This is a genomic window from Pseudomonas sp. WS 5010 (genome assembly GCF_012985565.1).
In the GTDB taxonomy this organism is placed as follows: Bacteria; Pseudomonadota; Gammaproteobacteria; order Pseudomonadales; family Pseudomonadaceae; genus Aquipseudomonas.
On sequence record NZ_JAAQWQ010000015.1, the window covers coordinates 1 to 13685 of the forward strand.

Genomic DNA, 13685 nt, shown 5'->3' on the forward strand with positions numbered 1-13685 from the left:
CTGGGCCGCCGTCATGGGGACCGTGGAATAGCGGAGCGACCGGAGGGAGTGAGCATATGCCGCGAAAGCCCCTTGACGGCATAGGCCCAGCGGAGGGTAGGCGAATAGGGCTGATAGCGGCCAGCCGGAGGGTGATGAGCACACCCAGGACGCGCAGGGGCGGCAAGGTGGCCAGCAGGCCGCCGCGCAGGCCGACAGGCCGGAGGGCAAGCGGAGCGCGCAGCGCCTGGCGGGCCAGGTGCGCAGTAGGAAAGCCGTGGCCAAGGTTTCGCATGGGCAAGAAAAAGCCCGCTTGCGCGGGCTTCTGTGGAGGCTTATCGCCGTGGGTTGGTGTGCAGGCCCCAGCCGTACACTGGTGGTTGATCGCTGATGCGAATACCGCGTGTGTCTTCGCAAATCCGACCCGCGACTACTGCGCCTGGTGAGTAGATCTGACCGCCCAGCAGGCAGCCACGGGCAGGAGCTGGGGCAGGGCGGTTTGCCTTCGCTTCCAGGGCGGCGAGCTGGGCCGAAATGTTGACCAGACCTTGATTGACTTGGTGTAGCTGCTCGTTGGTCTGATCCGCCTGTTTCGACGTGGCGCAGCCAGTTAGGCCAACGGTGGCCAGCAACAATGCCGGCAGGAGTTTGGTGATAGTGCGAGTCCTGTTTTCCATAGAGATTTCCTTAACGTGTCATGCCGAACATTGAAATGATCGGGCTGATGGTGCCTTGGTTTTTGTCCGAGCCAGGGCAGGAATTCAAGAATTCTTCCCTGGCCCGGGCTGTTGCCTCGGGTTTGAATTTGCCCTTCTTCTTGACGACGATTGAGAAGAAGTCGGATACCGCTCCGCTGCAATCGCTGTCTGCCAGCGAACCGCCCTTGAGGCCTGCTTTGCCTGCCATGCACATCATGGTCTTGCACGGGTCACGGGCTTCTGCGGTGCCTACCAGTACCAGGCTGGCCAAGAGGGCGACGACGACCGTTGATCGTTTCATGGGACTACTCTCCTTTTAGTCTGTGCTCGATGTGGAAAAATGCGCGGGCTAGGCGGTCGTAGCCGCCCGAGGCGGCAAGGAAGGCGATCAAACCGACTATGGACAGCACAACCAGTTTCGGATCGGGCCAGCCATTGGCGGCCTGGATGACGAATACCACCAGCATCGACACGGCGCCGAACGTCAGCACTAGGCTAATGGGGCGGCGCACAAGCCAAAGCAGTCGGCCTGCGAGGCCGAACAGGTTGCCGGTGGTGATACGCAAAGCATCGATGGCGAAGCGTTTAGCGCCCGAGGCAGCCCTTGCCAAGAACGACGGTTGCTTACCGTTCGCTGCTCGATCCTTCGTAGCCACAGTGCGGATCTTCTGCACCTGGCGGTTCCGCTTTCTGCCTGCGGGCAGCTCAACGACTTCACCCATATCTCAGTCCTCCTTTTCCTGTATCTCGAATTCCGCGAGCTGTCTGCCGGCGTCCAGATACTCCTTCAACCAAGCGGGGCGTTTACCCCTGCCGCTCCACGTATGAAACGGATTGGTTGGATCTCTATACCTGGCCTGGCCTCGCGGCGGTCTCTCTCCCAAAGGTACGAATTCCAGTTCGCGTGTTGTGGGCACGGATTTCGGTTTCCCCGCTGGTTTGCTCTTGTCGGCATCTTTGTCATCGCATTCGCTTGACATGTTCTCAACTGCCCTCATAATAGCGGTTACTCACTGAAATTGCAATTTCAAGGACAAACGGAATGGCCAACCATCAAACCTTCACCGCAGTCATTGCTCTTGCGCTCGTCGCCGCCGGAAATCCATTGCTGGCTAATGCGAACGGTAAATTGTCGATGAGTGTCATGGCTTTGGCAAAGCAATGTGCGCCGAACGTGGCGCCTGAGACGGTCGGTTATTTGGTTAGCCATGAGTCGAGAAACAACCCATTTGCAGTCCATGTAAACGGCGTGCCCTGGAGTAAGCAGCCGAAGACTGAAACCTTCGAGGACGCGAAGGGGGTAGTCGAAAAGCTTGCTCGCGAAGGCGCCAGTTTCGATACCGGCTACGGGCAAATCTGGTCGGGGAACTTGGCAGCGTTAGGGGTTTCTGCTGTGGACATGCTTGAGCCGTGTAAGAATCTGGCCGCCCTGGACCGAATCTTGTCGGACTGCTACCGGGCCGCTGTTGTGACTAATCAGGACGGGCAGGCTGCTTTGCGAAATGCCCTTAGTTGCTACAACACCGGCAACCAGCGGGACGGTTACACAAATGGATATGTGGGAAAGGTTCTTGCCGTGGCTCAAGCCAATAACACTATGAAAGTGCCTGCGCTGCGCGTCGATGGAGTCGAGAGTGAAGGCGGCCAGGTGGGAAGTAGCGTTGGGCAGGAGAACGCGCTACCGGCTGAAAACGCAAGGTTAGGTAGGTCTGATGGGTTCGATGATTCAACCCCGGACGGGTTTGCCAATAGCACTCAAGACGGTTTCGAGGTGATGGCGCGGCAACATGACGGAGCGCCCAATGAAGGTCTTTCTCATCCAGCAAAAACAATTAGAGGAAATGTGCAGCAAGAAGAAATTAATACGGACATGGATTCAGAGGTTGGAAGAAAAGAAATGGCTTCCACTCTTTGAAGTCATTAGCGACGACGGGCAAACGGTGTGTTGTTCGTTGCGCGTAAAGGATACAGGGGAGGTTAGAACGTGGGCTGATCTTCGACTGTTAGCCGAGTGGCTGAGGGAAAAGCTAAGCATCGAAAGGTGTGAGCTTCTATTAACGGACTTTGATTTACCAGTAACGGAGTGAAATATGGACAAACTGAATGTTGGTGTAAACGGCAAGAAACTGGGCATGGTCTGCATGGTTCTGCTGTGCATCTTTGGGTCTACCCTGGCCCAAGCAGCGGGGGTTGATACGGCAAACTCTTCGCTGACCTCGATGAAAACCTGGCTCGATACGTGGATTCCGCTGGCCTGCGCCGTGGTACTGGCGGTGCTGTGCATCCTCTGGTGGGCGCACGTGGTTCGCGCTGACTTCGCTACCCGTGGCGCCCTCGCAATGATCGGTGCTGGTTCTGCCAGTTACATCGTCAGTTTCTTCTTTGGCTGATACCAGAAGGGTGGGGCCTACGGGTCCCGCCCTTGGGAGGTTATCGAATTGAATTTCTCACAAGGACGGTTCCCCTTGTTCAAAGGGGCAACTCGGTTGCCGACCTTAGCTGGTGTACCTCGAACTGTGTTGCTCGTCACCTTCATGTTCTGCGGCGCGTTGTTCCAGTTCATTCACCTGTGGGCCATTGGGGTGTTCGTGTTCCTGTTTGTTATCGAATGGTGCATCACCAAGCATGACGACCGCGCTTTTCGGATTCTCTACCTGGCTTGGAAAACCAAGATTGTGAACAGGTCTGAATCGTCATTTACGAACTTGTGGGGTGGGTCTAGCTACTCGCCCAGGGACTACGGAGATCAAGACTAATGGCCGTAACAGCCCGTGATGTGAAGAGCGTCAAAAAATTCAAGAAGGAACCAGCCTTCAAAAAATTCCTACCCTATCAGCACCATATCACCGACCACGTAATCAGCACGGAAAACGGTGAGCTGCTGACGATGTTCAAGCTGCGCGGGCGCACGCATGACTGCGCCTCGGATCTTGACCTGATCCGCTGGCACCGCGACCTGAACACCATGTTCAGGCAGATCAGCACCGAACACGTAAAATACTGGACCCATCAGCATCACCGCGAGGTCAGCGACTACCCGGAAACGGAGTGGAACCTGGCGTTCGCCCAGCACTTTGACGACAGCTACCGCAAGAGCTTCCAATCCAAGCCGCTGATGGTTAACGATCTCTACCTCACTGTGGTTTACAACCCTGTTGGCGACCTGGCGCAAAAGGTCTTCTCCAAGATGGAGCGCCCTACCCGCGAGGAGTTGGTAGACATGCGCAACGAGGCGTTGAGCGCCTTGGAAGAGATCAGCAGCCGCATCATGCACACGCTCAAGCCTTACGGTATTGAGCGACTGGGCGTCTACTATCGCAACAGCCGAGGCGAAATCACCATTGCCCAGGATCAGGACGATGATTCCTGGCTGGCTGATGAAACCGGGCTTGAGGCTGATGCCTTCGATATCGATCCTGACGACCTGTTGGCCGATACGGTGGCGAGCGCGCCGGCGCCGGCAATACCTGCGCAAGAAGGCGCCGGCAGCCTTCGGGCATTTTCTACTGCCCTGGAATGGCTCTCATTCCTCATCAACGGCTATTGGCAGCCTGTTCCCGTCTGCCGCTCGCAGATTCGCACATATTTGATGGAAAGCCGGCCCGTTTCCTCTCTTTGGGGCGACATTATCCAGCGCCGCCGTTTCGATGGCGTGGATTACTTGGCAGGCGTTGAGATCGTCGATTACGACGATGAGACGGAGCCTGGCCAGCTGAATTTGCTGATGGAAGCAGATTTTGAATACGTGCTGACGCAATCCTATTGCTGCATGTCCCTGGGTGCTGCTCAGACGTTCCTGTCTAATCAGCAAAAATCGATGCTGGAAACCAAGGACAAGGGCAAGTCGCAGATTCGGCAGTTGGAAGACGCCGAGGACGATGTGACCTCGCGGCGGTTCGTCATGGGTTTCCATCACGCGACCATCCACGTTTGGGCAAATACTTCGAAAGGCGTACAGAAACTGGCTCGCAAGGCCAAGGGCATGATGACCGACTGCGGTATCAAGGCTGACTCGGTTGGCCTCGCTTCCGAGGCTGCCTTCTACGCCATGCTGCCGGCCAACCATGCGTTTGTTCCCCGCCCGGTCCCAATTAATAGCTGGAACTTCCTGTGCTTCTCGCCGTTTCACGGCTTCATGACTGGCAAGGCGAACAACAACCCATGGGGACCAGCAGTCACGTTGTTCAAGACCACGGCTGGTACGCCGTTGTTCTTCAACTGGCACGTGTCGCCAATGGAAGAACAGTCGTTCGGCAAGCGTCCGCCAGGCCATACCCTGATCCTGGGTCAGACCGGCGCCGGTAAGACGACTCTGCTCAATGCGTTGATTACTCAGTCCAGCAAGTTCGAGCCACGGGTTATCTGCTACGACAAAGACCGGGGCATGATGCCCCTGGTGACGTCCCTGGAAGGGCGCTATACCGTGCTGCGCGAGGGCGAATCGACGGGCTGGCAGCCGGCGCAAATCGAGCCGACTACCGCCAACGTTGCCATGGTCAAGCGTCTGATCAGGATTTGTGCGGAAACCACGAACGGCGGCCCGATTGAACAGACCGATGTGGAACTCATCGGCAAAGCTGTTGACCATGTGATGGTCAGTGGCCTGGTTGCCAAGGAGCTGCGTTCGTTCTATGCAATCTGGCGGCAGATTCCGGCAGCGGCGCGAGTCAACAACCAGCAGAAATTGAGCCTGGCTGAAATGCTCAAGCCCTGGTGCCGTGGTGGAGAACATGGGTGGTTGTTTGATAACCCGTCCGACGCCTTGACCTTCGACACGCACAAGGTGTTTGGCTTCGACCTGACCGACTTTATCGTGGCCCCGGATCAGCCGGCCCCACAAGCTCGCACGCCGTTGCTGATGTACCTGTTTTATCGGGTGCGCCTGGCTATCGATGGTAGCTGCCGCGTGATTCAGGTATTCGATGAGTTCGCCCAGTATCTGGACGATCCCTACATGGATGTGGAAGTGAAGCGCGGTTTGAAGACCGACCGGAAAAAGGACGCAATTTACGTCTTCTCCACGCAGGAACCAAACGACGCCCTGGAAAGCCGGATCGGCAAAACGATCATGCAGCAGTGCGTGACCAAGATCCTGCTGGAAAACCCGGAAGCTGACCCGGTGGACTACATGAAGGGGCTGAAACTGACCGAAGCGGAATACCAGGCGCTGCTTAACATCCCTGAATTCAGCCGTCAGTTCTTGGTCAAGCAGGGCAGTCAATCGGCCATCGCCACCATGGATCTGCGCGGGATGGAGAAGGCAATCAGCATCCTTTCGGGCACCCCGGACAATGCGGATCGACTGGAAAGCATCCTTGCCGCCAATCCAAACGCCAAGCCAGAGGTGTGGCTGCCGAAGTATTGGGAAGCGGTTTTACCCAAGCAACAGAACAGGAGCAATTGACATGGAAAAGTACGTTTTTGCCGCTACGGATACCCAGGACGTAATGCGTCTTCCGACGCTCAAGGCAAAGGCCATTGTGCGTAGCTGCACGATGGCCATCTTCCTGGGGGTCGCAAGCGTTTCGCATGCGCAGGTCGTTGTCGAAGATCCTGGCGTGCTGGCCAACACAGTGCTTCAGGTCGAGAACATGGTTCAGCAACTGGCCAACCTCAAGTCGCAGTTGGAAACCCAACAGGGCATGTACGCCTCCATGACCGGCGCACGTGGATTCGGTGGGATGCTCCCAGGCAGTGCTGGGGCATTGCAGAAAAACCTGCCTGCTGACTGGAGCAAGGTCTACTCCGACGCGATGAACAGCAATTCGAGCATCACAGGTTCTGTGCGCGACATGCTCGGGCAGTTCGATAGCGAGGTCGAGAATATGGGTCGGACCGAGGCCCTGGACCTGGTGAACCAACGTCTCAAGGAGAAAGGGGCGTATGACCGCGTGATGGCGCAGCAGGCTTACAACAACCAGATGCGTGAACTGGAAGATATCCAGACGCTGACCAACCAGATCGACACAACCACGTCGCAAAAAGAAATTGCAGACCTGCAAGCCCGGATCTCGACCGCCCAAGGTGCGATCCAGGGCGAGCAAGCCAAGCTGCAACTGATGGCCATCCTCCAGCAGTCGCAAGACAAGGTGCTGCAACAACAGCAACAGACTGCCGTTCGCCGCTATGTCATTGGCGATCAGAACGACAGTCTTGAAGCCCCCAACCTCACGGAATGACCGCTATGAAAAAGATCGTATGCCTGCTGCCACTCTTCGCTGCCCTGGCCGCTTGTGGTGAGGCCAACACCAAAGAGTGGTACATGCAGCATGACAAGGAACGGGCCGTTCGTGTTGCCGAGTGCCGTAACAATGCCAAGGAACAGGTGAGCGCTGATTGCCAGAATGCCCTGGCCGCCGAGGCTCAAGTCGTGACCATGGGCAAGGGACAGTCGGATTACAGCATCGACCTCAAGCTCGATAAGAAGTGACGGGGGTGAACAATGGCCTATAACGCAACGACTCAGATATTCAGCTACATGGACGAAGTGTCCAAGGAGTTAGTGGCGTCGAACGTGGCAACCATCATTGCCGCCGTGACGCCGTTGGTTGCCCTGGGCCTAACCATTGTTCTCATGGTCGAAGGCACCTTCAAACTCTACGGCGGTGATGGCGAACCGCTGACCGACATGCTCAAGAAGTTCGCCTTCTGGGGACTCATTCTGAGCATCTCGTCAGCAGGCGGTTGGTATCAGCGCGATCTCGCTGATGTAGCGCTGAAAACGCCTGATGAGTTCGCCTCGATCCTGATTGTCGATGGCAAGTCGGGTTCCAACGTGCAGAACGAAGTCGCCAGTACCATTGACAAGGCACTGGAGAATGGCTTGAAAACCGCGCAGCGCGCATTTGATAACGCAGGCGTGACCAGTGGTGCAGGCCTTGCGAGCTTCTTGCTGGCTGCTGCGGTGCTTCTTTCCACGGTGCTGGTCTGCGGCATTGGTGCGGCGTTGATCCTGATGGCCAAGTTTATGCTGGCCATCGCGGTCTGTTTCGGGCCGATCTTTATCATGTGCCTGATGTTCGACTCCCTGCGCGAACTGTTCTCGAAGTGGATTGGTTCGGTTATCAACTTCGGGCTGATAACCATCCTGCTGTCTGCCACCTTCGGCCTGCTGATGAAGTTTTACGGCAAAGCGGTGGCGGCGGCGGCAGATCCGGCAGCCGACTCGCCGATCTTGGTACCAATCATCACTTGCGGCCTTCTGACCGTGGTGACGTGGTTTGTTCTCAAGAAGATCCCCGACCTGGCCGCGTCGTGGGGCAGTGGTGTCTCGGTGCAGTTCGTACCGGGCCGTCAACGCCCAGGCAAAGGTGGCGGGGGCCAGGGTGCGGGTGGCGGCGGCAAAGGCGGTGCCGGTGCCGGCGCTGGCTCCGGTGCAGGAGCGGCAGGAGCTGGTGGTGGCGCAGCGGCTGGAGCAGGTGGCGCGGCTGCCGGAGCCGCTGGAGCAGCCGCGAGCGCTGTGGGTTCGGCCATGCAAGGCATGGCTAGAGGTTCACGCCGAGCAGGTTAAACGGAATCACATTTGGGCCATAATAGTCCTTGAAATTAGAATTTCAGGGATTTATTATGGCCCTGTCTTTTTCTCATCTGAGGTAAATCACATGGTGCGGTTTTCGACGGGATTGGTCGGGATCTTACTGGTTGCGGCTCTGGCTGGATGCGCAAGCAAGCCCAAGCCCGCACCTGAGCCTGACATGACGAATTTGGTGCCGGTCAACAAGACGTTGCCCAGTGCCCTTGTAGGACGCCCCGGGGTAATTCCCCAGGCCACGAATGGAGAACGTAAAGAATGAGTCGGGCTGATAAGAACGAGGCGATCACCAAGGCTGACATGGCCGTTTTCCAACAAGAGAGGCAGGATCTGGAAACGGATCTGCTTAGTGAGGTGTTGAACTCTCGTCGCACCGCCTGGTGGGCGGCGACTGGGCTGGGCGGCCTGGCGGCGGTGGCGTTCGCGGTAGCTGGCTTGACCATGTATCGCTATAGCCAGCCAGTGCCCGCCCATATGCTGGTTTTGAACCCCGATGGGAGCATCCAGCAAGTGTCGTTGCTGACACCGCAATCGACCTACGGGGAAGTGTCAGACACCTACTGGGTTTCTGGCTTCATCCGCCATTACGAAACCTACGAATTCAACACGGTGCAGGCGGACTATGACGCCGTTGGCCTCATGTCTGGCCCTGATGGGGTTTGGGGAGCAATGGAACCAAAAACCAACATAAGCCCTACCACCTCCGCTCAGAGCCCTCTTCCCAGGCATCTGCCTCGATAAAGCAATTACGCATCTCGGCCTCTTGGCTGATCTCGGTCAGCAGATCATGTACCGTCTTATCCAGTGCCTCATCGTTGCGATAGGGAATGCTCAGCGCGTAGTTGCCCGACTCAAGCAGCTTCATGCCGTAAGGTTCCAGGCAGTAACGCTCGATATTCTCCAGTGCCCGTTTTTTACCACGCACGAACTTGCTGTTGTTCTCGACGGCCAGGCGCAATATGACCGTCGCGATCCGTTCGGCATTGTCCACTGCCGGTGGGACCGTGATGTTGAGATGCTGGGTGATTTTTGCGGGTACGCCGATCGTTATGCCGCGATGCCGGAGGTAGCGGTAAAGCGTGCTTTTGGAAATGTGCAGTTTCTTGCCAATGGCGCTCACACTTAACCGACCCTCTCGGTACAGCGTTTCTGCGGCCATAGCGGTCGCTTCCGCCTGAGCGGGCAGCCCCTTCGGGCGGCCACCGACTCGACCACGTGACCGTGCAGCGGACAAGCCTGCCTGTGTGCGCTCACGAATCAACTCACGTTCGAACTCTGCCAATGAAGCGAACAGGTTGAACACAAAGCGGCCTTGCGCGTGGGTGGTATCGATGGGGTCATTCAGACTTTGCAGGCCAACGTTACGAGCGGCCAATTCACCGACCAGTTCGACCAGGTGCTTGAGCGAGCGCCCTAGACGATCCAGCTTCCAAATCACCACAGCATCACCGGCCCGTACATGAACCAATAATTTGTCCAGTTCCGGACGTGCGCTTTTTGAGCCGCTGGCAACGTCTTGATAGATCCGCTCGCACCCTGCCTTTGTCAGAGCATCGATCTGGAGGTCGGCGTTCTGATCCCGAGTACTCACCCGCGCATAGCCAATTTTCATCAAAAGTACCGTTTACTCAACAGAGAAATTGAAAATAGAACCTTGATTAACGATACCAGTATTTAAAACCATAATATGGGCTAACTCGGAGCTGGGCAGGTCTTCCGTTAAAGTTCTATAAAACGAGGGTTTTATCGAACCGTTGCGGCGCAGTGAGGATCGAGTGTATAAACACATAAACACCTAACATTGGAAAAAGTCATGAATACCACTCGCTGGAACGTCGCCGTCTCCACCGACACCGACCAATCGCTTCGCATGTTTCTGGCCAGCCAAGGCGGTGGCCGTAAGGGCGACCTGTCGCGCTTCATCGAAGAAGCGGTGCGGGCACACATCCTGGAGCTGAGCGCCGAACAGGCCAAGGTTTCCAATGCCCATCTGAGTGAGGCCGAACTGACCGAAGCGGTTGAAGAAGCGCTCGACTGGGCGCGTAAGCGCTGATGCGGGTTGTATTGGATACCAACATTCTGTTCAGTGCGCTGATCTCACCGCATGGGTCTCCTGATGCGATCTATCGGGCCTGGCGTTCAGCTCGCTTCGAGGTGGTGACTTCACGGGCACAGCTCGACGAAATTCGTCGCGCCAGTCGTTACCCCAAGCTTCAGGCCATCCTTCAGCCTGCCAAAGTGGGGGCCATGATCAATAACCTGCAACGCGCCGTGGTATTGGAGCGGTTGACCATTGAGGTTGAAGCCGATGATCCGGATGACTCTTTTCTGCTGGCCATGGCTTTGGCGGGCAATGCGGACTACCTAGTAACCGGTGATCGACGCGCAGGCCTCTTGCAGCGCGGACATATCGAACGCACGCGGATTGTCACCCCCGCCGTGTTCTGCGCCGAGGTACTGTGATCGATGCCGGTTGGTTTTCTGACTCAGGAGCAACGCGACGGCTTTGGTCGCTACATCGATGCGCCCAGCCGTGATGAACTGGAGCGCTACTTCCACCTGAGCGATGAAGACCGTGAAGCCGTCCAGGTACTACGGGGCAACCATAACCGCTTGGGCTATGCCGTTCTGCTGACTACCGTTCGCTTCGTCGGTGTTTTGCCGGACAAACCCACGGCTGTGCCGGTGGAAGTCCTGCTTGTGCTTTGTCGGCAATTGGCAATCGCCGACCCTGACTGTCTTGTACGTTATAGCGATCATCGTCGCTGGATACATGCGGCCGATATTCAAGAGCGCTATGGCTATCGCCACTTTACTGACCCAGGCATCGGCTTTCGTTTGAGCCGATGGCTGTATGCCCTTTGCTGGACTGGTACTGATCGTCCTGGCGTGCTGTTCGAACGAGCTACCTCATGGCTGCTCACACAGAAAGTCCTATTGCCCGGAATTTCCCAGTTAGAGCGCTTCATTGCCCAACTGCGTAGCCGGGTTGAAGAACGCCTCTGGTACACCTTGGGCCGCAGCGTGACCGAGGAGCAAAGACAGCACCTACAAGACTTGCTTCTGGTGGCCGAAGGCAACCGTAGTTCCCGACTGGATCAACTACGCTCCGGCCCGGTGATGGTCAGTGGCCCTGCACTGGTTCGGGCGCTGCGTCGGCTGGATGATGTACGCGGGTTGGGTATCGCCTTACCGGCAGCTGCGCATATCCCTCCCAGCCGCATTGCCGCCCTGGCTCGCTTTGCCAACACCGCGAAGGTCACGGCCATCAATCGACTGCCGGCGTCGCGCCGGTTGGCGACGTTGGTGGCATTCGCGGTTTCCTTGGAAGCCAGTGCGCACGACGATGCTCTGGAAGTTCTGGAAGCGCTACTGCGTGATATCTTCAACAACGCAGAGAAGGCTGACAAGAAGGCTCGGTTGCGTAGTCTAAAAGACCTGGATCGCTCGGCGGCAATGCTCGCCGCTGCGTGCAAGGTCGTGCTGGATAGCTCGATCAGCGATGACAATGTCCGTGCCCGGCTGTTCAACGACCTGCCACGTGTCACGCTGGAGAAAGCCCTGGAAGAGGTCAATGCGTTGATCCGTCCGGCCAACGATGTGTTTTACCTCGCTCTGGAGGAGCGCTACCGCAGCGTGCGCCGTTTCCTTCCTGACTTATTGAAACATATTCGCTTCGGCTTCAGCCCGGCGGGTAAGGGTGTGGCGGCTAGTTTGGACTGGTTGCAACTGAACTTGCCTCGCAGGAAGCCGGAGGATGACGTGCCGCAGGAGATCGTGGCCAAGGCTTGGCAGAACCACATCACTCGCGAAGATGGCTCCCTCGACATGGGCGCCTATGTCTTCTGCACGCTTGATGCACTACGCACGGCCCTACGCCGCCGCGATGTCTTTGTTGCACCCAGTTGGCGCTATGCCGACCCGCGTATCGGTCTGCTCGATGGTGCAGAATGGCTGTCGGCGCGACCGATCATCTGTCGCTCACTGGGCCTGACTGTGGACGCCAAAACCACCTTGGACGCCTTGTCTGCCGAGCTGGATGCGACTTGGTACGCAGTCGCCGCTCGCCTGCCCGACAATCCTGCGATCCAGTTGAGTGAGAATACAGAGGGCAAAACCGAGCTGTCCCTCGGAGCGCTGGAGAAGCTGGAAGAGCCCAACTCGTTGCTGCAACTGCGTGCAGCCGTGGCCGACTTGATGCCGCGTGTCGATTTGCCGGAAATCCTGTTAGAAATCGCCGCTCGTACCGGCTTCACTGAAGCCTTCACCCATGTGTCCGAACGCAATGCGCGGGCCGACAACTTGGTGACGAGTTTGTGCGCAGTGCTCTTGGGAGGAGCCTGTAACACCGGCCTGGAGCCCTTGACTCGCAACGACAACCAAGCGCTGCGCCGTGACCGGCTGTCCTGGGTGAGCCAGAACTATCTCCGTGACGATACCCTGTCGGCAGCCAATGCCATTTTGGTGGCTGCGCAGAGTCAACTGGAGCTGGCTCAGGTCTGGGGCGGCGGCGAGGTGGCCTCCGCCGATGGCATGCGTTTTGTCGTACCTGTGCGTACCGTACATGCCGGCCCTAACCCGAAGTATTTCGGTACCGGCCGGGGCGTCACCTGGTACAACCTGATCTCCGACCAGTTTTCCGGTCTTAACGCCATTACGGTGCCCGGCACCCTGCGCGACAGCCTAGTATTGCTCGCGGTTGTGCTGGAACAACAGACCGAATTGCAGCCCACACAAATCATGACCGATACCGGTGCTTACAGCGATGTGGTGTTCGGGTTATTCCGTCTGCTCGGTTATCACTTCTGCCCGCGCCTGGCTGATGTCGGCGGTACCCGCTTCTGGCGCACCCGCCCGGACGCGGATTACGGCAAGCTCAACGGACTTGCTCGCCAGTCAGTCAAGCTCGACCTGATCGCCGAGCACTGGGATGACCTGTTGCGTTTGGCTGGCTCACTCAAACTTGGCCGAGTGCCGGCGACAGGCATCATGCGCACCCTACAAACGGGAGATCGTCCGACCCGTCTGGCCCAGGCGTTGGCAGAGTTCGGACGGATCGAGAAAACCCTGCATACGTTGACCTACATTGATGATGAGTCCAAGCGCCGCGCCACCCTGACCCAACTGAATCGCGGCGAAGGCCGACACAGCCTGGCTCGCGCCGTGTTCCATGGCAAACGAGGCGAGCTTCGCCAGCGCTACCGAGAAGGCCAGGAGGATCAACTCGGTGCCCTGGGCCTGGTGGTAAATATCATTGTGCTATGGAATACCCTCTACATGACGGCTGCCGTGGAGCGGTTAAAGCAGCACGGCTACCCGGTACAGGACGAAGACCTGGCTCGTTTGTCGCCGCTGATCTTCGAGCACATCAATATGTTGGGACGGTACTCCTTCGCGGTACCAGAAGAGGTCGCCCGAGGTGAGCTACGGCCACTGCGTAATCCAGACGACGATATTTAGGTGCGCAGGTCGAACTC

15 protein-coding genes are annotated in these 13685 nt (G+C 57.4%); 10 read left to right on the top strand and 5 right to left on the bottom strand.

The genetic code is table 11. The features are described from left to right. Nucleotides 1–314 precede the first annotated feature (314 nt). The 4 genes from HBO11_RS27570 to HBO11_RS27585 are packed head-to-tail and all read right to left on the bottom strand — an operon-like array spanning nt 315 to nt 1675. Nucleotides 315–656 carry a hypothetical protein gene (locus tag HBO11_RS27570; RefSeq protein WP_019692582.1) on the bottom strand — a complete coding sequence of 114 codons (342 nt, stop codon included), beginning with the start codon at nt 654–656 and terminating at the stop codon, nt 315–317. 10 nt (nt 657–666) lie between these two features. Continuing rightward, on the bottom strand, nt 667–978 hold the full coding sequence (locus HBO11_RS27575) for a TrbM/KikA/MpfK family conjugal transfer protein (RefSeq protein WP_019692583.1): 312 nt from the start codon (nt 976–978) through the stop codon (nt 667–669). A gap of 4 nt (nt 979–982) precedes the next feature. Further along, nucleotides 983–1399, bottom strand: coding sequence for a hypothetical protein (locus tag HBO11_RS27580; RefSeq protein WP_019692584.1), 417 nt, complete (start codon nt 1397–1399; stop codon nt 983–985). A 3-nt stretch (nt 1400–1402) separates the two neighbouring features. After that, nucleotides 1403–1675: an H-NS histone family protein gene (locus tag HBO11_RS27585; protein WP_019692585.1), complete on the bottom strand. Its 273-nt coding sequence runs from the start codon at nt 1673–1675 to the stop codon at nt 1403–1405. A gap of 44 nt (nt 1676–1719) precedes the next feature. Between HBO11_RS27585 and HBO11_RS27590 the strand changes: the two genes are divergently transcribed. The 7 genes from HBO11_RS27590 (at nt 1720) to HBO11_RS27625 (ending at nt 8949) form a co-directional block, all read left to right on the top strand. Continuing rightward, entirely contained in the window at nt 1720–2592 is an 873-nt protein-coding gene (locus HBO11_RS27590; protein ID WP_019692586.1) for a lytic transglycosylase domain-containing protein, read from the top strand. 175 nt (nt 2593–2767) lie between these two features. Continuing rightward, nucleotides 2768–3067, top strand: a complete 300-nt coding sequence (locus HBO11_RS27595; protein ID WP_086239838.1) for a hypothetical protein — start codon at nt 2768–2770, stop codon at nt 3065–3067. 365 nt (nt 3068–3432) lie between these two features. Continuing rightward, on the top strand, nt 3433–6081 hold the full coding sequence (locus HBO11_RS27605; RefSeq protein WP_170059015.1) for a VirB4 family type IV secretion/conjugal transfer ATPase: 2649 nt from the start codon (nt 3433–3435) through the stop codon (nt 6079–6081). A gap of 1 nt (nt 6082) precedes the next feature. Beyond that, complete coding sequence (locus HBO11_RS27610; protein ID WP_081311800.1) at nt 6083–6856, top strand: type IV secretion system protein; 774 nt, start codon at nt 6083–6085, stop codon at nt 6854–6856. A gap of 5 nt (nt 6857–6861) precedes the next feature. Then, nucleotides 6862–7107 carry an EexN family lipoprotein gene (locus tag HBO11_RS27615; protein WP_065862995.1) on the top strand — a complete coding sequence of 82 codons (246 nt, stop codon included), beginning with the start codon at nt 6862–6864 and terminating at the stop codon, nt 7105–7107. A gap of 12 nt (nt 7108–7119) precedes the next feature. Next, the gene (locus HBO11_RS27620; RefSeq protein ID WP_065862996.1) at nt 7120–8187 is read left to right on the top strand and encodes a type IV secretion system protein; all 1068 of its coding nucleotides are present in this window, start codon (nt 7120–7122) and stop codon (nt 8185–8187) included. 279 nt (nt 8188–8466) lie between these two features. Next, on the top strand, nt 8467–8949 hold the full coding sequence (locus tag HBO11_RS27625; RefSeq protein ID WP_262381133.1) for a type IV secretion system protein: 483 nt from the start codon (nt 8467–8469) through the stop codon (nt 8947–8949). Here the strand turns inward: HBO11_RS27625 and HBO11_RS27630 are convergent. After that, nucleotides 8903–9820 (bottom strand): recombinase family protein, encoded by a 918-nt coding sequence (locus tag HBO11_RS27630; RefSeq protein ID WP_017335988.1) that lies wholly within the window; start codon nt 9818–9820, stop codon nt 8903–8905. The two genes, HBO11_RS27625 and HBO11_RS27630, sit on opposite strands and share 47 nt — an antisense overlap. 201 nt (nt 9821–10021) lie before the next feature. Between HBO11_RS27630 and HBO11_RS27635 the strand changes: the two genes are divergently transcribed. Genes HBO11_RS27635 through HBO11_RS27645 form a run of 3 tightly spaced genes read left to right on the top strand, consistent with a single transcriptional unit; the run spans nt 10022 to nt 13668 of the window. Next, the gene (locus HBO11_RS27635; RefSeq protein ID WP_017335987.1) at nt 10022–10261 is read left to right on the top strand and encodes a ribbon-helix-helix domain-containing protein; all 240 of its coding nucleotides are present in this window, start codon (nt 10022–10024) and stop codon (nt 10259–10261) included. Continuing rightward, nucleotides 10261–10671 (top strand): putative toxin-antitoxin system toxin component, PIN family, encoded by a 411-nt coding sequence (locus HBO11_RS27640; protein ID WP_017335986.1) that lies wholly within the window; start codon nt 10261–10263, stop codon nt 10669–10671. The genes HBO11_RS27635 and HBO11_RS27640 overlap by 1 nt, the downstream gene beginning before the upstream one ends. Before the next feature lie 3 nt (nt 10672–10674). Further along, nucleotides 10675–13668 carry a Tn3 family transposase gene (locus tag HBO11_RS27645; protein ID WP_017335985.1) on the top strand — a complete coding sequence of 998 codons (2994 nt, stop codon included), beginning with the start codon at nt 10675–10677 and terminating at the stop codon, nt 13666–13668. Nucleotides 13669–13685: the final 17 nt, after the last annotated feature.